At 34.5% G+C, this 24767-nt stretch carries 22 protein-coding genes; 8 read left to right on the top strand and 14 right to left on the bottom strand.

All coding sequences use genetic code 11. From position 1 onward, the window contains the following. Positions 1-13 precede the first annotated feature (13 nt). From FTV32_RS17405 to FTV32_RS01830, 3 genes are read right to left on the bottom strand one after another with little or no spacing between them, the layout of a single operon-like run. The gene (locus FTV32_RS17405) at positions 14-193 is read right to left on the bottom strand and encodes a hypothetical protein (RefSeq protein ID WP_257227572.1); all 180 of its coding nucleotides are present in this window, start codon (positions 191-193) and stop codon (positions 14-16) included. A 41-nt stretch (positions 194-234) separates the two neighbouring features. Further along, positions 235-477 carry a hypothetical protein gene (locus FTV32_RS01835; RefSeq protein WP_180027715.1) on the bottom strand — a complete coding sequence of 81 codons (243 nt, stop codon included), beginning with the start codon at positions 475-477 and terminating at the stop codon, positions 235-237. A gap of 12 nt (positions 478-489) precedes the next feature. After that, entirely contained in the window at positions 490-828 is a 339-nt protein-coding gene (locus FTV32_RS01830; RefSeq protein ID WP_306669935.1) for a hypothetical protein, read from the bottom strand. 188 nt (positions 829-1016) lie between these two features. Here FTV32_RS01830 and FTV32_RS01825 point away from each other — a divergent pair, with 188 nt between their 5' ends. Genes FTV32_RS01825 through FTV32_RS01815 form a run of 3 tightly spaced genes read left to right on the top strand, consistent with a single transcriptional unit; the run spans position 1017 to position 6865 of the window. Beyond that, positions 1017-1658 (top strand): hypothetical protein, encoded by a 642-nt coding sequence (locus tag FTV32_RS01825; protein WP_180027714.1) that lies wholly within the window; start codon positions 1017-1019, stop codon positions 1656-1658. Beyond that, positions 1648-3825 (top strand): hypothetical protein, encoded by a 2178-nt coding sequence (locus FTV32_RS01820; RefSeq protein WP_180027713.1) that lies wholly within the window; start codon positions 1648-1650, stop codon positions 3823-3825. Before FTV32_RS01825 ends, FTV32_RS01820 begins: the two co-directional genes overlap by 11 nt. After that, positions 3818-6865: a tyrosine-type recombinase/integrase gene (locus tag FTV32_RS01815; protein ID WP_180027712.1), complete on the top strand. Its 3048-nt coding sequence runs from the start codon at positions 3818-3820 to the stop codon at positions 6863-6865. The genes FTV32_RS01820 and FTV32_RS01815 overlap by 8 nt, the downstream gene beginning before the upstream one ends. A gap of 5 nt (positions 6866-6870) precedes the next feature. On the opposite strand, the gene FTV32_RS01810 is transcribed toward FTV32_RS01815, so the two are convergent. From FTV32_RS01810 to FTV32_RS01765, 10 genes are all read right to left on the bottom strand, one after another. After that, entirely contained in the window at positions 6871-7194 is a 324-nt protein-coding gene (locus tag FTV32_RS01810; RefSeq protein WP_180027711.1) for a hypothetical protein, read from the bottom strand. Between the two features lie 662 nt (positions 7195-7856). Continuing rightward, positions 7857-9155, bottom strand: coding sequence for a Y-family DNA polymerase (locus tag FTV32_RS01805; protein WP_180027710.1), 1299 nt, complete (start codon positions 9153-9155; stop codon positions 7857-7859). Then, on the bottom strand, positions 9152-9721 hold the full coding sequence (locus FTV32_RS01800; RefSeq protein ID WP_180027709.1) for a LexA family transcriptional regulator: 570 nt from the start codon (positions 9719-9721) through the stop codon (positions 9152-9154). The genes FTV32_RS01805 and FTV32_RS01800 overlap by 4 nt, the downstream gene beginning before the upstream one ends. A gap of 94 nt (positions 9722-9815) precedes the next feature. After that, positions 9816-10469: an SOS response-associated peptidase gene (locus FTV32_RS01795; protein ID WP_180027708.1), complete on the bottom strand. Its 654-nt coding sequence runs from the start codon at positions 10467-10469 to the stop codon at positions 9816-9818. Between the two features lie 183 nt (positions 10470-10652). After that, positions 10653-12272: a UvrD-helicase domain-containing protein gene (locus FTV32_RS01790; RefSeq protein ID WP_005134232.1), complete on the bottom strand. Its 1620-nt coding sequence runs from the start codon at positions 12270-12272 to the stop codon at positions 10653-10655. Next, positions 12269-14140: an ATP-dependent endonuclease gene (locus tag FTV32_RS01785; RefSeq protein WP_180027707.1), complete on the bottom strand. Its 1872-nt coding sequence runs from the start codon at positions 14138-14140 to the stop codon at positions 12269-12271. The genes FTV32_RS01790 and FTV32_RS01785 overlap by 4 nt, the downstream gene beginning before the upstream one ends. 17 nt (positions 14141-14157) lie before the next feature. After that, positions 14158-17598, bottom strand: coding sequence for a DEAD/DEAH box helicase family protein (locus tag FTV32_RS01780; protein WP_180027706.1), 3441 nt, complete (start codon positions 17596-17598; stop codon positions 14158-14160). A 31-nt stretch (positions 17599-17629) separates the two neighbouring features. Then, the gene (locus tag FTV32_RS17305) at positions 17630-18604 is read right to left on the bottom strand and encodes a restriction endonuclease subunit S (RefSeq protein WP_218947289.1); all 975 of its coding nucleotides are present in this window, start codon (positions 18602-18604) and stop codon (positions 17630-17632) included. A 41-nt stretch (positions 18605-18645) separates the two neighbouring features. Continuing rightward, positions 18646-18840 (bottom strand): hypothetical protein, encoded by a 195-nt coding sequence (locus tag FTV32_RS17300; RefSeq protein ID WP_218947287.1) that lies wholly within the window; start codon positions 18838-18840, stop codon positions 18646-18648. Then, positions 18840-20321, bottom strand: a complete 1482-nt coding sequence (locus tag FTV32_RS01765; RefSeq protein WP_180027705.1) for a class I SAM-dependent DNA methyltransferase — start codon at positions 20319-20321, stop codon at positions 18840-18842. The genes FTV32_RS17300 and FTV32_RS01765 overlap by 1 nt, the downstream gene beginning before the upstream one ends. A 163-nt stretch (positions 20322-20484) precedes the next feature. Here FTV32_RS01765 and FTV32_RS01760 point away from each other — a divergent pair, with 163 nt between their 5' ends. Next, complete coding sequence (locus FTV32_RS01760) at positions 20485-21027, top strand: hypothetical protein (RefSeq protein ID WP_180001769.1); 543 nt, start codon at positions 20485-20487, stop codon at positions 21025-21027. A 3-nt stretch (positions 21028-21030) separates the two neighbouring features. On the opposite strand, the gene FTV32_RS01755 is transcribed toward FTV32_RS01760, so the two are convergent. Next, entirely contained in the window at positions 21031-21237 is a 207-nt protein-coding gene (locus tag FTV32_RS01755) for a helix-turn-helix domain-containing protein (RefSeq protein WP_017386454.1), read from the bottom strand. 99 nt (positions 21238-21336) lie between these two features. Between FTV32_RS01755 and FTV32_RS01750 the strand changes: the two genes are divergently transcribed. From FTV32_RS01750 to istB, 4 genes are all read left to right on the top strand, one after another. Further along, the gene (locus tag FTV32_RS01750) at positions 21337-21819 is read left to right on the top strand and encodes a hypothetical protein (RefSeq protein WP_180027704.1); all 483 of its coding nucleotides are present in this window, start codon (positions 21337-21339) and stop codon (positions 21817-21819) included. Positions 21820-21936: 117 nt separating this feature from the next. Continuing rightward, entirely contained in the window at positions 21937-22131 is a 195-nt protein-coding gene (locus FTV32_RS01745) for a DNA-binding protein (RefSeq protein ID WP_005142171.1), read from the top strand. Between the two features lie 174 nt (positions 22132-22305). Further along, positions 22306-23838 carry an IS21 family transposase gene (gene istA / locus FTV32_RS01740; RefSeq protein ID WP_180027703.1) on the top strand — a complete coding sequence of 511 codons (1533 nt, stop codon included), beginning with the start codon at positions 22306-22308 and terminating at the stop codon, positions 23836-23838. Further along, on the top strand, positions 23839-24594 hold the full coding sequence (istB, locus tag FTV32_RS01735) for an IS21-like element helper ATPase IstB (RefSeq protein ID WP_180027702.1): 756 nt from the start codon (positions 23839-23841) through the stop codon (positions 24592-24594). It abuts the gene before it with no gap. Positions 24595-24767: the final 173 nt, after the last annotated feature.

The raw sequence follows: 24767 nt of genomic DNA, 5'->3' as shown, positions 1-24767 counted from the left end.
TATTGATCCAACGTTAGCTTTCTACGCCCTTCAAATTAAAATACCTTTGCGCGGTGCTTAGAAAATGAAGCAGTAATCCACATAAATATTCGAATGCAGATTCCTTAATAAAAGCATGATCAGAACTAAACTTAGGGCAACCTTCATAAGCGATGCTGATGAAGGCATATTCTCGAACGGTAAAATCAGGCATGAGGACTTAGCCTTTTGAACCGAGAATATTGACAAAGGCATCTATGGTTCTAAATATTCTGTTATAGCTTTGGTATAACTGTGATTATACACTTTTTCAACATCCTCAGCTAAAAGCAAACTCTTAATTTTACTAATGTTTGCATAATGCATTGCATTCACTTCAGATGCTAAAGGTTGACATTGTAGTGTTAAACCACTACCCAAATAAGTGACTCTAAATTGTTTGGTTTGCTGCGTCTTTAACTCTATAGGAGTTTCAATAATCTCCGCTAAAAAAAACATCAATCACTTCATCTATATGATTTTTTGTTGTGCAGTTCCATTTGCTTTCTCACAAATTTCTTTAAATACCCCAGCTTTTACATCATAACTTAACTGCCCTTCGTCATTTTTTTCAACTCGAATCCCCTCTAAAAAGTCCTCATAACTAAAGCTTTGATGGAAAGTCACAAACTTAAACTGACCCTGTTCTTTATAATGGTCAAAACGGTTTTTTAGCGCCGTGCGATATTCTTGCTCATAAGCATCGAGCGGCTTATTTTCAATAATGGATAAGGCATGGTTGATACTATGGTAGGTTTTTCCAGTACCTGCTGCATCAATAAGAAAAAATACAAAGCCGCGTAGAACCATCCACACTCAAAAACGTAAAATCAATAGCTTATATTTAGGAATAGCTCTCTTAGCCCTGTATATGCTAATTTTTTAAATCTCAGATTCAACAAAAACCACCCACATTTATAACCATTTTATTGACCTTCTGTTTAAAAATATTTTTTTCACATGCCTTTCCTTAAATAATAGTAACAAGGAGCATGATTATGAAATCTAGAGTTTTAAATTTTAAGAAATACAGAAAAGTAAAGTTTGACTCATATCAGACTATTCCCGTCCCTTATCCGCCTTTAAGTAAAATTTATCTTTGCTATGTTCAAATATTAAAGGCAGCAAGATTACCTTCGTTCTTAGATACAAAAACCAACCTCGCTTATCCGACCACAGCTACAAATAATCAGCTTTTTTTTCTAGACAATTTTCTGCTTCTATATGCGATCCAAATACAAAATTTACCTATTAGCGGATGCTATATTTTGCAGAACGACATCGATTTAACTAGGCTTGAATATCAACTGAGTACACGCTTATTCACACTAATTACTGAACTTAAATTTAATATTAAGCAGATCAATCCAAATAACGTGCTAAATGCATTTAACACATCACTTTCCAAGCATGCCATTTATGACTTGAATTCCACTCACACCGATAAACCGCGCTCTGAATTTTCACTCGATTTACTCTCAAAACTAATCGGCTGTAGCCGTAATCAACTCTTATATCAACAAAAAAAAATCAACGATGCATATTCAATTAAAGTCCAGCAACTCAAGCAAAAATGTGTAGCACTCCAACACCCTCAGCCAAGTGCAGAACTGTTTTGGAGCGCTCAACATGGAAACTAAAAGCATCATTCATCAATTATTACAGCAAGAATTTATCCATGAACATTATGCTGAGATACTAAGCCAATATTTAAAAGGAAAAGTCTATATTCTTGAGCTAAAACAATTATTAAATCCAGAGATCACCACAGAATATGATTACATTCAAATGTGCTTACTCTCACCGCCTAGTGTTTCTCAACATCCAATTTGCGCTTATCTTTATTCAGTAAAACAGCACTTACAGCATTCTGTAATACAGCAATGGGCGATTCACAATTTACATGCTGCATGTATTCTTAAATCTATCCAGAATAAGGGTAACAAAGACCATCAAACAACAATTATTAAAGTTCTCGATCGATTTAGGTTAGCAAATGAAGCTTATGACGCATCACAGCAGGTAAAACCTCTCAGTAAATCTCAGCGTCAGTACCTATGGCTATGGCAACAGCTGCCTGAAGATGAAATAAGACTATATGAATTCGTACAATATTTACGTCGCTTAGAAACGAATCCCCAACTCACTCGTTTTCAATATTTATTACTGCTAGATCTACGGCGTTTTTATGATTATGTATTAGCACTCAAGCCCAAAAAGAATAATTCACCCTCAGTCAAACATGTTAATGAACCCCATTATCTCGATGAACAGGGCGCAATTTTATGTCATCCACAAGACATGCCACAAAAGGAAGATCCTGCCCTCTTCTACGAAAAATCCCAAGATGAGCAGCCTGATCCTCAATATGCTGTAGATACTGCTCAAATATTCCCTCTAGCAACTCAATCAAGTTTCTTACAACATAAAATCAGCCAACTCACTCAACAACACATCATTCGGCAACAGCATGATTTTACGTGTAGCAAACATTACCCAGATTTCAACAGTTTGAGCCTACTGGTACAACATTGCTACCAACATTATTTAAACAACCCAAATAAAAATAAAGCCTATCTGTTTATCCTCCTGAGTTTTCTCAGCGGGGTTCCGATTGAACAATGGCTTAATCTGCAGATCAAACAACGCTATGCGCTCAATAAACGACAAAAACTGATTTTAGAAAACGAACAATATTTTTTACGCTCCAAATTTACGTTATTTGAAGATGCTAATTTTGGCTATAAAGATCAGTTACTCAATCAAGTGACCTACTTCGACTTACCGTTAGTCAAAGAGCTAGTAGAAGGTCTAAGAAAGCCTCCCATAATAAAACAAGAACAGGTCGCACATGCTTTAAAAAGATGCCGTGAAGAACTGTTTATTCCTTCACTATCAACTAAAAAAATAAGTGTTTTATTACATCACTGGATTTACCAGCATACTAAAAACCAACAACTTGCCGACATCCTGACAGGAATCGATGCTAATCGATCTGTTTCTATTTCTTATTGTTCATACCCTATATACCGCTTACAGAAATGTTATCAAACAACTGTAAAACAGCTTTCTCATGATTTAGCACAACAAGTTCATTTTACTCATGATGAGCAACTACGGTTTGGGAGTTGCAAAGCACCCAAGCCACAGATAGTGACCGCAATATTTGCATATCTACACTACCAAATCATTCAAGCTCAACATCAAGGGAAAATGTTGGAGATGTTCAATCACTACAACATTTGGTTGTGGCACATTTTATTATTGTTCAGTGCTGCTCGACCTGTTAGCGAGTTTCCTGGCTTCTTAAAAAATTTTGATCTAAATCAACAATGGCTTTGGGTTTCAGATAAAGAAATTCATTCAAGAACGGATGATGGCCGTTTAATTCCACTGTGCGATTTTGTAGTGAAGGAAATCCGCAAATTCATAGCCTACTTAAAGCAGTTTCAACAACTATATCCAGAGCATAAGTCTCATCTTCAAGAAATTTTAAACAGTAAAAAACCACTGCTTAGCGTTTACCAACACGGACAATGGCAAGCACTTAGTCCTCATATTATCGATCAATTCACCAATATCATGCAGCTCAAGCAACCCAATTGGTTACGTCATACTGTACGAGCGTATCTCACAGACAAAGCAGATGAAAATTTAATTCTTGCTTTATTTGGGCATGAGCAAAATCAGCAAGAAATGGGGCAAAAATTCTCAAGTTTTTCACTTCAACAATATAAAGAACTCGCCAACGACCTCAACGATATGCAACACGCTTACCAAATTGATGGGATGTATGAAGATGCTTAAAGAAAAAAACTATGCACATGAACGGCGTGCAAAAAATAGAGACAAAAAAATCCGCAAAGAGCGCTTACAGGTTCAATTGATCATTGATGAGTTTATATCACCTGAAAAACTACAGCTGGCACAACAATCTCAAAGCATTCCCGATCTTTATCACCAAGTGACTCAACATTTGGATCAACATAAATTCAGCTTTTCTTTAAAAAAGGCATTTTATCAGCACTTTCGCAAACATGTTATTCAATACAACCTTGCCAATAATACAGACTTACCACTCCCTACACAGCATCTCGTTTCTATTCAACGTAATCCTTTGCTTTTTAATGAATCTTGGTTAAATAATTCAAAATACATTACGTATATGAAAGAGCGGATTTGGCATTATTGGCATACTACAGAACATTTTTCAGATGATGAAATTATTGGCAATCTTCTTATCAGTGCAATCCTGTACGGCGGACTTTCACATCAAGCTAGCTTAAATAATTTACTTGAACACCTTAAGTTAGATAACCCGATCTATCATATTCAGGCTCTACAACTACCAATCATTTTCCTTGAACCTCAATCGCCACACTATGGTGACTTGTATGATCCTAAGCATCCCCTCAAGAAATCACGAAATTTTGTACCTGATCGATTGACTCAACTGTGGATCCTTAGATTTAAAGCAAAGACTATCGATATTCAATTTGATTGCTACACTTATATCCGTTTCATTTTTAATGCATTAGAAATACCTTACAATCTAAAGCAATTTAATCAACTCTTAGAGGCTTCCAGTCATTCATTAATGCAATTAGACAATGTAAATTTAAGCCCTGCGCTTGCCCTGTGTTTGACTGAAGAAATAGAAACTTGTGGCTTAAGCCCTAGTGCATTTAAACGCTATCTTTCACCCCAGCTAATAACCTGCCATTCTGAACAAACTAAAGAGCCACTGCTCAAAAATATTAATTCCATGGCAAAAGAGGAACGATTACATACTGAAGATACTCTTGAGACACTTACTGCTTTGCATAAACAGATTTTGAGATTCTTCAAAAACAGCTATAAGACCTCTACAGACCTATATAACTTTCTACACACCCAACATAACAGCCTGCCTGAAAATAGCAAACGGTTAGCTCTTTGGCTGTATAGCTTGTTTCATCCTGCTGTAGAAGATATTCACTCTATCGCTCAACTCTATCAGTTGGATTTAGCGAAATATTTGCTCCATATCTCGCAACAACAAAAAATTAGATATTCTTCAATTTATAGCTATTACACAAAACTCGCTGAGACTTGGTTACTCCACAGCAATGACTTTATAGAAGAACCTAACCTTAACGATCATTTGGAAGCGATCTATATCCGTATGTTAAGCAACGTAGGTAAATCTAAATCTCAAAAATTTGATCTCATAAAACGATTTCATCAATTCCAACATGTCTTATTTGATGCTGAACCGTTCCCACTCGCACATGAAGGTAAACACTTAAGCTCCCCGAAAGCTGAAATCATCTCTGCAAAAATATTCCAACAGATGCTTGCGCGACTTGAATACTACAAAAGCCCAAGTTATACAGTACATGACCTAGAAATGCTCAGTATCGTATATACGTTAGCATATCGTACGGGAACGCGGATTAATGAAATTCTTGGACTTCGAATAAAAGACGTGGAAGGCGTTCATGCCAGTTCGATTTGGATTCGCCCATATCGTGCCAAGCATCAACAACACTTACTTAAAACGGATAGTGCTGAACGCAATCTCAACATTCAAATTCTACTCACTCAAGAAGAGCATCTTAAATTTCAGTATTACTGTCAAGCACGGCGACGTGCTTATATGCCAAATCAATATTTGTTTACGACATGGAATGGAACAGATCGTCTAAAACCACATTTGGTGACACTCCCTTTTCAACGAATACTAGATACATTATTGCCAGAACATCGTTATTCTTTTCATAGTCTCAGACATACCGCAGCGAATAATCTCGCTTTGATATTAAACTTAAACTACGAATTTGTTTCTACTTTCACAGATTATTCATACGATCATTACAATCGCATTAGGAGTCATCTATTGCGCTCTAAAGCACCACAAGACAGCTGGTATTTAATTGCTCACCTGCTCGGTCATATTGAACCAACCGAGACCTTCCGAAGCTATATCCATATCAGCTATGTGATGGCAGGTTTACAATTACGTCAATTTGACCCAATGCTTTCTACCCAAATTATTCAAAAAATCTGCCCAACTTTAATAACGCCGTTGAAACACACAGAAGAGATTCATCTCAGTCGTTTTGACACTCAAATGCTTCAAGCGACTCATCTAATACTATTAGACATAGATAAACAATCAAGTATGCCAATCAATAAAAAAGAAATTCAGCAAAAACCTACTGATGATTGCATCTATGGTACTACTCAATCAGAATACCCATCTGCACTGATCATAAAAATACTCAAAGCATTAGATCAGTCATATACACCTGAGCTTCTTTCTCAAAAGTATGATTTTCCGATCAAGCCACTGATACGATGGCAGCAAAATTTATTCAGGCTCAAACAACTCAAAAATCGTAAAAACCGTGCACGTTTTATTATTGATGCGGATAAATCACAACGCATACTTCCACATATTGAAACGCAAGAGGAAAAACGACTATTAGAGTATTTCTTTAAACAGCTCAATCTGTATCATTATGATGATGCTAATCTATTGGCTGCTATAGATATATTTGAAAAAAAAGCAAGTGTTTCACATGCAGGACTAATTTTTAATATGTCTGATATAAGACAAGCGAATATATTTTTGAGGGGGATTTATTCACTGTTTCCAAATAAATATTGGAATGTAGCTATATCGCCTGAAATCACTCAAGGAAAACTCATGGAGCGATTAGAATTTAAATTTCAATCTAGCAATACAAACAGCAGTTTGAGTAACTCTTTTAAAATCGAGCTAGTATCTCAAAACAATGCTAAAGCTTTAGCAGTACTTCGCTATTGCAATTTGATTTTGCTTATTTTATGTATGCCGTTATAGCCAATTCACAACTGATCCAGCTGATAACCTGAATATTCATAAAAATCTTGTACTAATTTTTCATACACTTCAGAAAAGTTAATTAAATTTTCTCGCTGTAAGCCGTAGTGGTCAAAATAACGATCATCAATAAAGTAAGCTAAACCAATATGTGTATTGAGAGAAGTGGATACGCCAAGCAGTCGACAAAAATATGGGTTATATTGTAGCTGTAATGCTGTATCCATAATAATTTTAGACGCTACAATTTTGGACACATTACGAATATTCAATTGCCGAATGCTTGGATGCATCGATGTCAAGATACGATTCGCAGAATAATCCATCATGATCGTTTGGCCTTTTGTTAATTTAATTTTTTATCAGGTGATGATTTAGAGGCTTAACGTCGTTTCGTTAATCCCTAAACTGTACTTATATTTATATAAAAATATGTCTATATCGTCAAGTTTTTATTGTCTACTTAACAATTATTGTAAATTACATTAGACTCAAACATTCTTCAAAGTTCGATTAAAAAATAAGTTAGAAGTCAAAAAACTAACTCTGCAAAAGTTAGTTGAATAAACGAGGATATCTGTAACCTCTATTGGTCATTTTGAAACATGCTGATGAGACCTTCGCTTGAAAACTTCTATAAGCTACTTTTCATATTGAACTTATATGGTCATTAAATTTTATTGAGAAATAACGATCTGATTAATTCAGGGGTCCACCAAGAAACCAATACACTACAAAACCTATCTGATGCTTAAAGCAAAATAGTCGATAAATTTATTATTCCAATATCGAGTGATCAAACTAACTGAAATCATTGAATCCAATAATTATCATTATTACTAGTTAAAACATCTAAAAACTTAGATTTTATGTGTTTTCATTTTAATTTTCATCAACTTAAGTGTTATAGATATTTTATACATATATAAAATAACCTAAAAAGCTGATTGCAGTAAATTCAATGAGCTTTTTGAATAGCCACCGATTTACATCACATATCTATAGTAAGCATACCTTCGATACTAAAATAATTTCTACTTGCATTCGCTCTCTTTCCAATCCATTTTCTATTTGGTAAATAACAAGTACCAATTGAAATTTTAGTCTTTCCAAATTTTTTGTGAATATGTTCGTAAGCCTGCATTAATCTTTCATTTATTTCGATAGCATCATGATCTGCAAATAGTTCGGGTATATATTTATCTTTATCTATTAAATCAGAAAGCATCACGCCACATTTTTTAAATTGAATGCCCGGCTTATAGACTTGATCTAAAAGCTTTAAGGAGTATCTTGCTAGAACAGTAACACTATCCGATGGCTCGGGAAGGTCTATAGAAGTTGACTTTCCATAGTATGGAACATTCTTATCAAATGGATTTGATTGTACAAATACAATTAATGTTCCACAAAGCGAACCATCCTCTCGTAATCGCTTGACTGCATCCTGAATGTATTTGCAAATCGCCTCTCTCATATCCCCGATGTCAGTAATCTTCTCACCAAACGAACGACTTGCCACAATCTGTTTTTTAGGTGGTGGTGTATCTTCAAGTTCGATGCATGAAATCCCTTGTAACTCCATTACTGTTCGCTGCATAACAGATGAAAATAATTTTCCAATTTGGTGTGGGCTACATTTAGATAAATCTAATACAGTATTTACCCCCATATCATTTAAGCGTTTCGAATGTTTTCTACCAACTCCCCAAACCTCAGATACCTCAATAATCCCCCAAAAATGTTCCCGATGACGTGAATCCATGTCTACCAAATTACACACACCATTAAACCTTTTAGCTTTTTTTGCCATGTGATTAGCAATTTTAGCTTCTGTTTTAGTACGACCAATTCCTACGCACACAGGCAATCCAATCCATTTAAGGATTCGTTCTTTCATTTCTCTGGCAAGATCATCAAGATCATAATGTTCTGCATACGCCGTCAATTTTAGAAAACATTCATCAATTGAATATATTTCTTGCTCATCTGGTGCAACATACTGTCCAAGGATTGAATGAAAGCGATGTGACATCTCGGCATACAAAGCGTAATTGCTTGATAAGACCTGAACATTATGTTGCTCTACAATATCTCTAATTTTAAATAGAGGTACACCCATCTTAATGCCTAGATCTTTGGCTTCCTGAGATCGAGCAACTGCACAGCCATCATTATTTGATAACACAATGACTGGTTTATTTATAAGAGAAGGATTGAACAGACGCTCACATGAGACATAGCAATTATTTACATCTATGAGCGCGTAAATTTCTTGTTTTGACTTCATTTGAACTTCTTAATAACGCTAGTAACTACACCCCAAATTTCAAAAGTTTGACCTTCCATTGGATGGATATCTTTATAACCTTCGTTTTCGGCTTTGAGCCAACAACCTAATGCATCTTTAATGAGGCGCTTTACAGTGAACTCATTATCAATCAATGCGATAACAATATCTCGATGTTGAGGCTCAATACTACGATCAACAATCAAAGAGTCATTGATATCTAAACCAGCATTGAGCATAGATAAAGAGTTAACCTTTACAATGAAAGTTGCGTGATCATTACTAATCAAATATTCATTTAAATCTAGTTTCTTATCGATGTAATCTTGGGCTGGTGACGGAAAGCCAGCTTGGACGCGCTCTGTAGCTACAGGAATTTCTACACGGCTTAATGGATCTAATAATCGAATATCAGAAATTTCATGATTAGGTGATTTTTTTAAATAATTTTTAATTTCTACAACTCGAGACTCTGGTACACGAATAACTTTTGTTGGTTCATCAAACCGAGATTTTCGACCAGCACCTTCGCGCTTTCCACCATGACCTGATATAATTTCTGACATGATTAATTTCCCCTTGATTGCGTTACGTAATCAAGATTGTATTCATGCTTTAAATTATTTCAACATATAAAAATTAGCTAATGCTAAAAAGGCTTTAAAATAGAGAGTCTTGCTGTTTATTTTCAGATGAACGGTCGAAAGGTTTGGTTATATATTCATCATCCATTTCAAAAAAAAGTTCATGAGCATCTAAATGGGAGACTGTTAACCAGTCTTTTCTATACTTCTCTGGAATAACAATGATAGATCGCTTTTCATCGTCTGGACCATGAAACTGTTTCATAAAGGGATGATGTTCAGCATTGATCGTCAACATTGAGAATGAGCGTATCTTTCGACCATCGATGATTGCGTCCTCATAAATACCTGCGACCGTAAAAGGAGCTTTATCTTCTCTCGATATACCACACCAATGAGGCTTTCCATCGATATACTTGGGCTCATAAAACTCTTGTACAGGTATCAAGCAAAACTTGTCATTTTTCCAAGCGCTTCGGAATGAAGGTTTTTCAGCAATTGTTTCTGTGCGTGCATTGTATGTATGCCGACCAAATTTAAGGTCTTTGGACCAATGAGGTACTAAACCAAATTTAGCCACGTCTAAATCAAATTGTTCAGCACCATTCATAATGATAGGGGCATCGTATAAAGGGAAGACATGTTGTCTAAAATCCAATTCTAGTTGTGATTCATAAAGATCTAATAAATGTAATTTATTTTTTGAAGGAAACTCATAATTTGAGCACATGTCTTATTTCCTTAATTATTATTTACTAATAAAACAGATTTCTATCCTAAATGTATATATCACCAATAGTAGTCCACTAATTCCAATTAAGAGTAGTCCACCGATTCCAATTAAGAATAGTCCACCGATTCCTGATTAATAGTTCTAGAGAAATCTCTAAATCCAAATTACATCTAAGAATAGCTACATAACTCCTAGATCAACAATATGCTTGTTCAATCTTTCAATACATAGGAATTCAGATTTATTTGCATTCATCTCTTTAAACACGTTATTTTCTGATTTTACTCTTATAGGCATATCTACTAAATAGCATAGATTTTCAGCTCGTGTGATCGCAACATAGTGTAAATTTTTATCCCCTTCTAAATCGCTAAAAGTCCATTGACCTTGTTTCTTTGTTTTACGTGGCAATACCCATTGTTCCAAACCAAGGTGGATAACAACTTTAAACTCCAAACCTTTTGACTTATGAATTGACATTATTTGTAATTCATTTTTATTATGTGGTTTATATTTTTTCAACAAGAATTCATCATTAAAAATATTTTTTGTTGCCAAAATAAAATTTTCACAATCACCTTTATAATTAGTTTTATTAATTAAGCCTTTAATTATTTCACAAATTTCATCAGTATCATTTTCAGTTCTTATTTTTTTAACTTCAACCTTAAAATCATTTAATTTAATATTAATAAACCTAGACTTATAGTTCTCATATATTGAGTAACTTGAATAATTCTTACAAAATTTATATAAAATCAAATCAGAACATAACTGTGCAATATAATGATTCATACTATCAAGAGGATCATCTTCGTAAATTCTATAACTATGACGCGTATTCAAAGCATAATGCTGAACCGTTGCATTATTAGCTGCTAATATCACAAAATCTGAAAAATCAAAATTATTCTCATCTTTAATTTTTTGTATAAAATCATCTAACTTAGCGTATCTATGTTTTCCTGAATTATTTATATGCAATCCAAATATGTTTTTTTTATCAATTTCTTCTAGATCTATACCTTTTAAAAAAGCTCTAGCATATAAATCAATAGATGGGTCACATCTATGGTTTTGATCAATAGCATATTCTTTAAAATCGTGCTCATTTACAAGCGAAGTTAAATTTTCAGGAATAGCATCACGCCATCTGTAAATTGACTGATCAATATCTCCTACCGCTGTAAATTTCAACCCTAGTTTTAAAATTTCTAGAAAAACTAGATGTTGTCCTGATGAAGTATCTTGATATTCATCTACAAACAAGTATTTATATCGAGATGATATGTATCTTCTACAGACTGATGAATTTTTAAGTACAAACAAAGCTAAAGGTGTTACTGTTCTTTGCCATATTTTTCCACTTAAAAATAATCCCTTAAAAGCATTATCATTTTCTATATCTTTTAAATATATTTCTCCATTCGCAAACTCTTGTACAAATGGAATAGATTCTTCTTCCGATAAAATACTTACGATCTCAATATCATCGTTCTCATTGCCCCATAGCTTTGGCAAAAAAGGTCTAATAATTTCATTGATCAGAAAGCCATCTATAGTACCTAGATAATTGAGATTTGAACTTATCGTCTTCTTTTGAAATTTTCTTCTCAACTCTTCACTAGATTTTCTGGTGAAAGATAATCCTATTATTCCATTATGTCTTTTTAACTTTTCACAACATAAACTCATTTTATTAATAAGAACGGTAGTCTTTCCACTCCCTGGACACGCCATGATTACCGAATTATTTTCAATATCTTGAATTGCTTTTATTTGATCATTCGTCAACTTCATAACAAGACCACTTCTTTGGCAGTTTCAGAGTTCGTATTAATAAGAACTGGAGATTCATTGTCAGTGTCAGATTGTTTTAATAATAAATTTATTAAGTACCTAATCGGCTTACCAAAATCACTTTCATAAATTTTTTCAAAGCCTTTCTTTTCTAATTTAGCCATTAATATTTGCATATTTAGGGCTTTGCTTTTTTTGAGAAAATCTACTGCACTATTATTATTTTTTTTACCTAATGCCTTCTTAATTTCTTCAGAAGCAACACTTACTAAATCACACTCTAAATCTATATTAGACATAAATATGCCATGTGCATTTATCATCTTTTCAAAGGCTTTCCACCGTTTATCACCCAAAATATTAACTCTATTTAAAGGATAAAGACTATGCTTCCATTTTTCGGAATCTCTATTTAATATTCCATAGCATCTATTAACTCCTAGATATTGCCATTTTATACATTTTTCATCTGTATAATTAATTTCAATCCTTTTATATACATAGCAAGGATTTAAAGAGTCATTTTTATTAAAACCATGAACTTTGCAATTCATTTCTACAGTACTAATATCATTATCAGTTCTTAATGAAAATGGTATTTCTAGAGCTCTTAAAACGGCTGCAAATACTTTAAATTGAATTCCTCCAACTGCAAAAACGGATAAATTGTAGTAATCAATATCAACTTTATTTTTAAGCAACAGTTCCTTATATAGAATTTCTTCAGATGGGCCCTCAACTAAAAAAACACCACTTGAAAAAAATGCTTCTGCAGGGATAATGCTCATCCTATAACCTAATTCTTCCCATGCTTTTTCTAGTTCTTTTGTACAACCATTACTGGCCGCAATTGTAGAGAAATCTTTCTTAAATAATCTAATAATAGAACTTGGCGAAAAACTTGAGGCTATTTGCGGAGAGTGTGTTGTTATTAAACATTGACTTTGTAATTCTGAAGATAAATAACTAGCTAATTTTCTTTGTTGATGTGGGTGTAAATGTGCCTCTGGCTCCTCAACAACATAAAACACTACTTCATCATTTGAATCGTGTTCAAATTCGCTCAGTGCCTTCCATAAAGCAATTAAAATTTGATTATTACGTCCATCACCACCCAACATAACATTTGAGCCACCGCTCATTGCCCCTAATTGTAATTTATTAATAAAATCATCCACTTCTATACCACTAGCATTTAGTTTTACATCATAATCATCATGGGCATAAGCTAATTTCTTTAATTCTAAATTAACTTCTTGAGTAGCAGTTTTTACATATTCTAATTGTGCAACTTTATCGTCTAGGTCAACCAATTGCTTAGAAATTTCTAGTACGTTTTCTCGATCAAGCTTTTCTTGTTCTTCAGTAATCTTTGTTTTGGAGATCCTAAGTAATTGTTTTTTCTCTTTAGCAATAAATTTGCTTAAATCTCTTTGGGAAGAAATATACTTTAAATTGATATATTTTAAATAATAACGACTTTGAATTTCAGATAAGTCTGTCTCATTTTGACCAAGATATAATTTATAATCTAGATTTTCTTTAGAAGCCATGTATTTAAAAACACATTCTCCATCATCACTTACGTGTTCTTTCAAAATGGATAATGCAGCTTCTTCTTTAATATCAAAGAATTTAATTATGATTTCTAAATTTTCAGACTGGACACCACCCTGTACATGAAAATCCAACTCTGATGGCTCTATATCCAATTCAGAAAGACTTCTGTCTAACATGAGGCGTAATGCATATATGAGATTAGTTTTACCAACATCATTTTCACCAATAATTAAAGTGTTATTATTAAAATTTATTGTCGCATCTTTATAATTTCTAAAACCTTTTAGAATTACTTTATCAATTTTCATCATTTTACCCTTAATTATTACGCCACCGCTTCATTAAATGCTTCAACAACCCCAAATATGTTGTCAGCATCTGCTTCGCTAAACACACCGTCAATTCCTTCATAGTGGATTTGATTGAAAGGTGGTTCATAAAGTTGTGCCGCATCCAGTACACCGTTTTGAGTCAAATGCTCAATTAGCATTTCTACAAAACGTATTTGTTTCTCGTTATACGTTGAGCCTTGCAAATACTTAGAAAAAGCTTCCTGAACCGCCTGACGCTCTAATCCGACCAGAGAACGAATGAAGAGAGGTAAGGATTTTTCAGTCCCAAAACATTCTTCAAATTTATCTCGGCTTTCAACTTCTTGCGCTTCAAAAACAAAGCGTTCTAACTCACTTAAATCAGTCGGTGTAAGAGTCAAACCACGTTTTAACTTTGCAATCGTAATATGATTTTCATTCGCTTTGATGAAACTTTCTACACGCTTACGGTACTGAGCAAGATTGACACCACTTGATACGACAGGAATATCAACCGCTTGCATATCTCCAATTTCATCATCAAGCATGGAGTAGACAATGGATGAGGTTGATTTCTCTATGAGTTTGACCAAACCACGAATACGTTTACGCATCGCCTCAAGCATTGGCAAGGTAATGCCTTTCCAATATTCCACGGTTTGTATGTCTTGAATGAGTGCGATCTGTTCTGCAACAACAGGAATATTTTCTTTGCTCTCCAATTTAGAAGCAATTTCAATCACTTTATTGGCATAGCTTTGAGTTGCTGTATTGTTCTGTTCCAATACTGCCAACTCAAGGTTGTAGCAAAGCATATCAAACAGTTTGGCTTCTAAAGTTTCAGGCTCAAGCTGATTCGGGAGTTTCGAAATGTGTTCTCGTAATGTACCGATGGCAAGATCATCTAAGTTGTTCCAAGCATCATCATTTTTGAAATGTTCAACATGCTCAAGCTCAGACTTTACAATGAAATTGTCATTGTTCATTGACTTCACTTCAGTCTGTAAACTTTGACGCATATCTTGCTGTACAGCTTTTAGCTCTTCTGTGGCATCGTCCTTCGCATTCAGTAAACTCAGGATATTTAAACGTGCTTTAAACAAGCGTTGTCCGAGTGGCTCTGTGGTCGCAACAGGCGCACCATCAGGGTTTTCATTGAAGTATTCAAAGTTAGAGCAATAATCGAAAATAAAGAATTCTTTTTTATCTTTTTCAGGGCTGAACAGTTCTTTGCAGAGTCGTGTGCCACGCCCAATCATCTGCATAAATTTCACTTTAGAGCGCACCGCTTTAAAGAATACTAAGTTGACCACTTCAGGTACATCGATGCCTGTATCGAGCATATCCACTGAAATCGCAATCTGTGGCTCAGCTAAGTCTTTCTTACTAAAGTCATCAATTAAGCTTTGTGGATACTTAGTGGCATGGGTAATGACACGGGCAAACTTGCCATTATATTGCGGATAGTTTTCATTGAAGCGATCAGCAATAAACTGGGCATGTTTTTGATTGACAGCAAAGATAATAGTTTTACCAAGACGATCACCGCCTTCGGTCTTAATACCATTTTCCATCAAGTGCTTGAGCATTAAATCAATCGTGCCTGTATTAAACAGCTCTTTATTAATCTTGGATGCTGAAACTTCTTCGGGAGCTTCTTCATCTCCCCAATTTAGACTATCCCAATGTTGTTTTTCGGCTTCAGAGAGTTCGTCATATTTCACGCCTTCACGCATAAATTTCAATGGCACTGAAAATGCTTTCGGTGGTACGAGATAACCATCAGCAATGGCTTGATCTAAATCATAGTAATCCGTTGGTACACCGCTTTCTAAACCAAACAGTGCATAGGTATCACGATCGACTTCATCTCGTGGCGTTGCGGTTAAACCCACCAGCAGACTGTCGAAGTATTTAAAAATTTCACCAAACTTTTGATAGACGCTGCGGTGTGCTTCATCGACAATAATCAGGTCAAACATGCCTGTACCGAATTTACGTGTGCCATCGGCATTCATTTCATCAATCAAACCCATCATGGTTTGATAGGTCGAGAAATACACTCGACCAACTTGATTTTTATCCTCAAGTAAATTGACGAATGAAGCATCTTTTAAATTGGCTTTAAAGGCATTGTGCGCCTGATTGACCAAAGATGTACGATCAGCAAGGAATAACGCCTTTTGTACCACATTTGCTTTCATTAGCACATCGACCAGTGCAATGGCAGTACGTGTTTTACCTGTGCCTGTTGCCATAATCAGTAAGCCTGCACGTTCTTTACGTTGATAGGCTGCAAGCATGGCTTTGATGGCACGAGTTTGGTAGTAACGCTCGACAATGTCCGCATTGATCGGGAAGCTACTTAAATCAGGGTTGTTCTTCCGTCTTTCGATCAGACGTTTGAGTTCTGCCTGCGTATAAAAGCCGTGAACTAAGCGTGGTGGACCACCTTGCACATCGTTCCAAATTCGGGTTTTGTAACCATTGGTATAGAATATGACAGGCCGTTGTCCTGTTTGTTGCTCTAAACAGTCTGCATAGAGCTTGGCTTGTTGTTGTCCAATATCAGGGTCAGTTGATGTACGTTTAGCCTCAACAACAGCTAAAGGCAAGCCATTGGCATCATACAGCACATAATCCACTGCACCTTTACCCGATGGACTCGGCATACCTGTTACAGCAACTTCCTCTCGAACCGATGTACCTATTTCCCAGCCTGAATCTTCAAGCAAGAGGTCAATTTTAAGTTTTCGAGTTTCGTCTTCTTTATAATCGGTATGGTCTTGAACTTTGCTGTTGGCAAGCTTGGCTTGTTCGACATCTGCACGTTTTTGTGCAAGTTCAGCATCTATATTTGCAAGTAATTTTTCACGCTCTTCTATACTTGCGGACAGTTCAAATAGTTTTTGTTCACGTTCCCGTAAAGCTTTATGTTGCTCCGCAAACTGTTTTTCTTTAGCTTCTGTTTCTTTTTGCAGTTGTTCTTGGTTGGCAATGATTTGCTGAGTATTGTCAGCATTTGGTATTAGTTTTGGGTTAAATAAAATCGACTGTGAACGATCTTTTGATGGTGAACCATAGTTGCGTTCAAACCATACATACATCAGGAATAAATGGCTGATGTGTTTTACAGTTTCTTCTGTTGTGAGCTGCTTGAACTTTTTCCCATGTACGGCACTGTTGCCGACCATGCGGATGTTGTCCATTTTGTCCCAAATATAGGGTGGTATCAGGTCTTTAAATTTGAGGTCGTTGAGTAAGTTATGCAGTGACGGATCATAAGGCTGAGTCAGTTTTTTGTCGTATTGATACAGCCACAGCACAAGGTTTTCGAGTGATGTACGAGCCGCAGCAAGGGCAAATTGAGGAGATATATACGTGAGCTTTTCGGCTTCTTTGGCAGCCGCTGCCAAGCTTTTAAATTCAGGTTCTAAAAACTGAAAGTTGCTCATGTATATATTCCCTCATGTTTTTAATTTAATTTTATAAAGTGCCGTTAAATGCTTGGTTTTGTAACGCGAAAAAAAGCTTATTTGATGAAATTAACTGTACTTTCGAGTAACGTTTCGTTTCATTTATTGATTCTATAAATGAATCAAATTTATCTAATTGGGCTTTAGTCGGCAAAGGTATATCTAATTCATATAGATCTGAATTACTAATATTTGCTTGTCGTACACCACGATTATTTTTAGTAATTAAAGCCTTAATTGAGGATTGACTAAAAAAATAACGTATATAATTTTTAGAAAATAAAGTATTAATTACTTCTAGTTTAGCAACTCGCTGATTTAAATAGTATAAGTCATAGTCATCAGTAACTTCCGTTATATTACCATAATCATCTTTGCCAACTGTTCCAGTTAAACTCATTAATAAATCGCCTGATCTTAGCTCATATTGTGTAAGCTTTTCAGGATGTTGAGGAATAATGAAGTCAAATTTTTCAGTACTAAAACCTAATTTATTAGCATTGCCAATTTTCACAACAGGAATTCCTGAATTTGAAAAATCAGTACTTGAAAATGCAAAACCACCTTGGATTTTTAATACATTTTTTGCTGAAACACGTTCCCATCCTTTAGGATTACTGACAGGATCACCAAACATATCAATAAAGGTGGCTTGTAAAAGCTGATCTAACTTTTCAATCGCTTGCTGCCGTTTTTGGCGTAACTCGTCCGCTTGATCTAAAATAGAGGCAATTCGGCGTTGCTCTGCAAGTGGTGGGACGGAAATTTTAAGTTTTGAGAAATTTCCTCTAGAAATACGTTGCCTAGTCGTGCCTGTAACATATTCATTAATACGTTGGCGCATAACTGGTGAATTGATGGTGTGCATCAGCCAGCGATTATCGACTTTATTTGGATTAGGTCGAATGATACAAACGTCTACCACTGTTACACATGGCTTTTCAGATTTTGGAAAAATGCAAGCACGACCTAATGGGTCAGGCATACGAGCAACTAAAATATCACCTTCTTTTAAATAGGTACATTTTAAACGTTTTGCAGTTCACTATTTAAAAAACGTGAAGATTTGTCTATATAGAATCCGTCACCAATATCAGCTAATTGAATAAGGCGTACATCTCCATTCGGATCTTGATCTTTCGATTCAACCCAATCACCATCAATAAATACTTCGGCATCTGACAATAATTCAGAAAAAGTCATTTCTTGAAAAGAAGCCATTATTTTAACAACTCCTTAAGCGCAGCCATTCCTTTTAAAATATCCTGCTCAAGCTCTTCTAAATCCATCAAAATTTTACTTGGTGCTTCATATTCCACTTGCTCATATACCACTTCTTTATAACGGTTAATCGACAAGTCATAACCATTGGCAGCAATATCGGCTTTATCCACCATAAAGCTTTGCTCAGTCGCTTTACGGTCTTTTTCACCATCCAAATTTTTAAAACGGGCAATAATGTCAGGAATGTTGTTATTTTCATGCTTAGATGCATCTAGCTCGTTACGCTTATCATCAAGCGAATAACCATCCGCCTGCATATCATAAAACCAAACTTTGTCCGTACCGCCCGACATGGTTTTGGTGAAAATCATAATTGCCGTCGAAACCCCTGCATAAGGCTTAAACACACCTGAAGGCATCGAAATAATCGCTTCAAGCTTTTGCTCTTCTACAATTTTTTGACGCAAATCTTTATGCGCTTTAGACGAACCAAATAAAACACCATCAGGCACAATCACCGCAGCACGACCGCCAGTTTTTAACAAACGTAAGAACAAGGCTAAAAATAACAATTCGGTCTTTTTGGTTTTGACTACGGCTTGAATGTTCTTGGCACAGCTTTCATTGTCCAAACTGCCTGCAAATGGCGGATTGGCAAGAATTAGGCTGTATTTTTCAGCAATATGTGAATGTGCTTCACTTAAAGAATCACGGTTTTCAATACTTGGGTTTTCTACACCGTGCAGCATCATGTTCATTGAACCAATACGAAGCATGGTGCTGTCAAAGTCATAACCAAAGAAAGTGTCGGAGCTAAAACGCTTTGCAGCTTCAGGATTGGCAAAAATCTCAGTGCTGTAATGATCATTTAAATATTCACTTGCAGCGACTAAAAAGCCCGCTGTACCACACGCAGGGTCACAAATGGTATCGGTTGGTTTTGGTTGCATCAGCTCCACAATCATTTTGATGATATGACGAGGAGTACGGAACTGACCGTTTTGACCTGCTGAGGCAATCTTACCGAGCATATATTCGTAAATATCACCCTTGGTGTCTTTATCATCCATTGGCACATCAGCTACCAAATCTACTACTTTGGTGAGTAGCGCAGGCGTAGGAATAGTAAAACGCGCATCTTTCATATGATGGCTATAGGTGGTTTCGTCTTCCGCACCTAAGTTTTTAATGAAAGGAAAAACTTCATTAGCAACCGTGTTATACAGCGTTGCAGCGTCACCTAAAGTCACAAACTTCGACCAACGAAGATGATCTTGCTCTGACGTAAAAATAGGATGCTCAACTTCTTTTTTTAAACGGTTGGCTTTCTTTTCTTTGGTGATCTGAATTTCATCAAGTCGGCGAATAAACAGCAAATAGGTCATTTGCTCCATGACTTCTAAAGGATTGGAAATACCGCCACTCCAAAATGCATTCCAAATCTGGTCAATTTTGCTTTTAATTTCGCCTGTAATCACGCTGATGACTCTCAAATTTCTTTGAGAGTATTGTCTTAAAATTTAGTTAAAAAAGCGAATAGATCTGATCGGGAAACGACATAATTTGTCTCCTATATTCACAGATGCAAGAAATTCATCTAGATTAGAAATTAAATAAACTATTCGCTAAAGAGGAAGGAGCATGAAAAGTGAGGAATATAAACGCAACAAAGACAAATTTCAGAAAATTTTGAGAACTGTAAGTGAAATATCCAAATCAGAACTAGCTCCATTTTTGGATCATAAAAAATTCTTACATTCCACGCTATTTCATCAAATAGCAGTCTTTGCTGCGATGCATTATAAAGAACACAGTGATAGCACGCTTATTATGCAAGTTTTGGATTTCACAAAATTGAAAGGGACCGAATATCTAAAAGCAGTAAGATGGTTTGAATATAGAACTGGTACATGCTTTTTTATCGAAGATAACAAATTAAAGAAGAGTAAAAGTAATACTCTTTTAGACGAGAATTATCAAATGTTTGGGGAGTTTCTAAAAACTTACAAAGGGCCATTACCTGAAATTAAATCACAAAAAGCAGAGATCGAAGAAGACTATATAGAAAAATACAAAAAATACTCTAAAGAACCTCGTGACGAATTTGATTTGATAGAGAACACGTCTATGAAAATTGGTGGTCGGACTGTATTTGGAGGATATGGTACTGGAAAAAAACGCTAAAAATTAGGGCAATAATTCTTTCATGTCTACTTCTAGTGCGGTGGCGATTTCATACAGCTTTTCAACAGTAAGGTTTACTTCGCCACGCTCAATGCGACCGATATAACTACGGTCAATACCACACTGTAACGCTAAAGCTTCTTGTGTAATTTTTTTCTCTATTCTTTTTTTGCGTATTAATTGACCAATCTCAATAGATAATTCTAACATTTAAAATAAATTGTTCAAAAAATAGAAATATCACTAATTGAGGATTAAATATCCACGGACTATAATCCTCATTTTTAATAAAAGACTAAAAGACTGAACATGAAGAGACCTGTACATTTGCCGTTGTATCACGAATTCTTAGAGTTATTCGATAACTATGAAATTCAAAATTGGGAAGCCAAACAATTTTGGGAAAAACTTAATATTAATCAGATCTACAGAAATGATAAGACCAAGCGTTTGATGTATTCTGGTTTAAAAGTTTTAATACCATTTCAATATTTAGAAGTTAATCATGAAACATCAAGAAAAAATGTTTTTTCTTATACCGAAACACCACGTATGAATGAACTCAGGAATCGAACAAAGAAGCAAAAATTGGAAGAGATTTTTTCTAAAAAGAAAACAGAATTTTTAGATCAAATTAAAGATAAAGAAAATAATATTGAGTTTCTAGAATCATTATTATCGGATGATAAAACATTAGAGAAATATTTTATTAACCATAAAGAAACTATGGAGAATGATATTAAAAATATAAAATCAAATATTAAATTAATGGACGATATAATGAATAAATAAACGTTTCTCTATTAATTTATTATAGTAAAAACAATAGCTTAAAATAAAAAATAATTACTTGACTTAAGCATGCCCATCCGATATTTTTTCGTCAAATTTATTCAAAATTCGTCTGATATGATCAAGTCAATTAAGCAAGTTAGAGATGATTTTTCTCAGTCTGGAATTTCTATAGCCGAATGGGCACGTATTAATAATTTCTCACCTGATCTTGTATATCGAATTTTAAAAAATAATAAAGTCCCACTACGCGGAGAGAGTCATAGAATCGCAGTAAAACTAGGTATTAAGGAGCAAAAAACTATGGATTAATTGTTAATTATTCTTTTTTACTGCAGAAAACATAAAGACCCATGCGGGAACATGAGTCTTTATGAATTTGTCTTTAACTTGTAGGTCCAAGACAATTTCATTCTAAAAGACATTGATATTCTAATCAATGTTGTAGGGTGTTTTCTGCCTCATTTTTTATTCTGAGGTATAATTATGAACACATCTATTGAAAAAATTAGGCTAGTAATTAGCTATATATTTAGTCATAAAAGCAATCGAGAAATAGCTAAAATTGTAGAAATCTCTCGTGAAACTGTATCAAAAATCAAGTCCTTACTAATTTTGACAGAATTAACTTATGAAGATTTTACTAAACTAAACAATTCAGAATTAGAACAAAAATTAAAAATTAATCGCTCAATAAAACGTATCAAAAAGTCACAACCTGACTGCGAAGCGATATGTAGTGAGTTAGCTACGTATAAAGGGCTTACAAAGGCTATTCTTTGGGAAGAATATAGATTGAAAACTCATGGAAATGGTGTTGGATACACACGGTTTTGTGAACTAATAAAACAAGCACAAAAACAAAAAGACATTCCAATGAAGCAAGAATATTATCCGGGTGAAATAGTACAAATTGATTACAGTGGGGATCTTGTAGATATTGACTTATTTAATGGTGATGTAATAAATGCCAATATTTTTGTTGGGGCTTTACCTTGTTCTAGTTTAATTTTTGCTTATGCCACGGAATCACAAAAAACCGAAGATTGGATTCGAGGATGCTCTCAAATGTTTGATAAAATTGATGGTATTCCTCAAACTATTGTTTGTGATAATGCTAAAGCATTAATTACCAAACATAGAAATCGAATCGTTGAAGTTAATCCATATTTTCAAGAATTTTTAGAATTTCATAAAATTAATGTTCTGCCAGCTCGACCACGGAAACCAAGAGATAAAGCAGTCAGTGAAAATGCCGTGAATATTGTACAAAAGCAGATTTTAATGAGAATACGTCATGAAAAATTTACAAGTATAAAGGCTTTGAATGAGAGACTTGAATATATGGTGGATTGTTATAATCATAAAAAAACTAAAACTTTTCCGCAGGGTCGGATGGCTATATTTCTTGAGCATGAAAAAAAATTACTTAGACCCTTACCTTTAATCAAATACAAAGTATTGAATGAATATTCGAAAACAATAGTACCTTCTGATTATCATGTGAAATATTTGAACAATTCTTACTCTGTTCCTCATCAGTATATTAGAGAAAAAGTTGAGCTAAAAATTTTAGATAATCAGCTATATATCTATCAAGATAAAAAACTAATCGCTCAACATACGCTTCTTCAAGGCGAAGGAAAAATCTCTACATTTTATGAACATAAAACGGAGAATCATAGAACTACAGATTATCTATCGAAGGAAAGTATTTTAAATTGGTCCCAATCAATTGGCACTAACACGTTCAATTACTGTAATATGATTATTTGTAAAAACTCAAATTTATACAACAACTTAAATTATTTATTTGATTTCAGAAGTTGGGTTAATAGTAAACAATTCATTGATCGACTTGAACAGGCCTTATGTTATGCCTATAAATTAAAAATAGAAAATTTGGCTAGATTAAAGTCCATTATTGAATCAAGATCATATTTGGAGTTTGATCAACAAGATGTTGTAAAAGAACATAAAAATCTGCGTGGTTCCAGTTATTATAAAGGGGATAAATAAATGTTAAATCCTCATTTATCAACATTACTTGCACAGTTGAAATTGCATGGTTTTACTCAATCATTAGATTCTAATATTGATGCTGTTTATTCAGGTGAAATCAATTTTGAAGAAGCTATGATTGATGCTTGTAAAACCGAGTTGTTAACTCGGGCACGAAAGCTCACTGAACGACTAATACGAAATGCGCATCTAAGATATCCTCATGCTTGTATTGATGAAATTAAGTTTGATATAGAACGTCGTGGCTTATCAAAGCAATTTGTTAATAGATTTTCAGAGTGCACTTGGATTAATTTACATAAGAACATGAGCATACAAGGTCCAACTGGGGTAGGAAAAACATGGCTTGCATGTGCTTTCGCAACTGAAGCATGTAAAAAAGGTTATAAGACTATTTTTTATAGAGCATCTGAGTTTTTTGAAGCATTAGAACAAGCTATAGATCAATCAAATGAAAAGCTTTTTATTAAAAAATTGATTAGATATGATTTACTTATAATTGATGATTTTTGTCTTAGTAATATTCCTCCAAAAATAGAAAGTCTTTTACTAGAATTTATTGATAATTATTCAATATGCGGCAGCTTACTTATTACAAGTCAATTCTCATATGATTTATGGCACACAAAATTCCAAGATCCTACCATTGCTGATGCAATTCTAGATCGAATTATCCATAACTCTTATACACTGGAAATAGATGGTGACTCAATGAGGAAAACTGTAATGCTAGATACAACTACCACTCTTTAAGAGTGGTAGATTTTAAAGTGAAATGGGTGGCAGATTTTGAGTGTGATATACACCTAAACATCAAATTATGTTGACTTAAGATTTTATATTTTATATGAATTTCACTAGTATTATGTATAATTATTTATGAATTTAATTAATGAAAGCCCCCCTTTTCTGGAGGTGAACCGTAC

The organism is Acinetobacter sp. YH16032 (assembly GCF_013417345.1).
In the GTDB taxonomy this organism is placed as follows: Bacteria; Pseudomonadota; Gammaproteobacteria; order Pseudomonadales; family Moraxellaceae; genus Acinetobacter.
The sequence above is the reverse complement of the archived record's forward strand: the minus strand, read 5'-3'. Positions and strand labels throughout refer to the sequence as shown.

Coding starts and splice junctions, on each gene's coding strand:
- FTV32_RS01745 (WP_005142171.1), top strand. CDS start 21,937: ATGATCAAGTCAATTAAGCAAGTTAGAGATGATTTTTCTCAGTCTGGA.
- FTV32_RS17305 (WP_218947289.1), bottom strand. CDS start 18,604: ATGCCTGACCCATTAGGTCGTGCTTGCATTTTTCCAAAATCTGAAAAG.
- istB (WP_180027702.1), top strand. CDS start 23,839: ATGTTAAATCCTCATTTATCAACATTACTTGCACAGTTGAAATTGCAT.
- istA (WP_180027703.1), top strand. CDS start 22,306: ATGAACACATCTATTGAAAAAATTAGGCTAGTAATTAGCTATATATTT.
- FTV32_RS01835 (WP_180027715.1), bottom strand. CDS start 477: ATGTTTTTTTTAGCGGAGATTATTGAAACTCCTATAGAGTTAAAGACG.
- FTV32_RS01830 (WP_306669935.1), bottom strand. CDS start 828: ATGGTTCTACGCGGCTTTGTATTTTTTCTTATTGATGCAGCAGGTACT.
- FTV32_RS01810 (WP_180027711.1), bottom strand. CDS start 7,194: ATGATGGATTATTCTGCGAATCGTATCTTGACATCGATGCATCCAAGC.
- FTV32_RS17405 (WP_257227572.1), bottom strand. CDS start 193: ATGCCTGATTTTACCGTTCGAGAATATGCCTTCATCAGCATCGCTTAT.
- FTV32_RS01760 (WP_180001769.1), top strand. CDS start 20,485: ATGAAAAGTGAGGAATATAAACGCAACAAAGACAAATTTCAGAAAATT.
- FTV32_RS01790 (WP_005134232.1), bottom strand. CDS start 12,272: ATGAAGTTGACGAATGATCAAATAAAAGCAATTCAAGATATTGAAAAT.
- FTV32_RS01800 (WP_180027709.1), bottom strand. CDS start 9,721: ATGTCAGAAATTATATCAGGTCATGGTGGAAAGCGCGAAGGTGCTGGT.
- FTV32_RS17300 (WP_218947287.1), bottom strand. CDS start 18,840: ATGGCTTCTTTTCAAGAAATGACTTTTTCTGAATTATTGTCAGATGCC.
- FTV32_RS01805 (WP_180027710.1), bottom strand. CDS start 9,155: ATGAAGTCAAAACAAGAAATTTACGCGCTCATAGATGTAAATAATTGC.
- FTV32_RS01815 (WP_180027712.1), top strand. CDS start 3,818: ATGCTTAAAGAAAAAAACTATGCACATGAACGGCGTGCAAAAAATAGA.
- FTV32_RS01755 (WP_017386454.1), bottom strand. CDS start 21,237: ATGTTAGAATTATCTATTGAGATTGGTCAATTAATACGCAAAAAAAGA.
- FTV32_RS01825 (WP_180027714.1), top strand. CDS start 1,017: ATGAAATCTAGAGTTTTAAATTTTAAGAAATACAGAAAAGTAAAGTTT.
- FTV32_RS01780 (WP_180027706.1), bottom strand. CDS start 17,598: ATGAGCAACTTTCAGTTTTTAGAACCTGAATTTAAAAGCTTGGCAGCG.
- FTV32_RS01750 (WP_180027704.1), top strand. CDS start 21,337: ATGAAGAGACCTGTACATTTGCCGTTGTATCACGAATTCTTAGAGTTA.
- FTV32_RS01785 (WP_180027707.1), bottom strand. CDS start 14,140: ATGAAAATTGATAAAGTAATTCTAAAAGGTTTTAGAAATTATAAAGAT.
- FTV32_RS01795 (WP_180027708.1), bottom strand. CDS start 10,469: ATGTGCTCAAATTATGAGTTTCCTTCAAAAAATAAATTACATTTATTA.
- FTV32_RS01820 (WP_180027713.1), top strand. CDS start 1,648: ATGGAAACTAAAAGCATCATTCATCAATTATTACAGCAAGAATTTATC.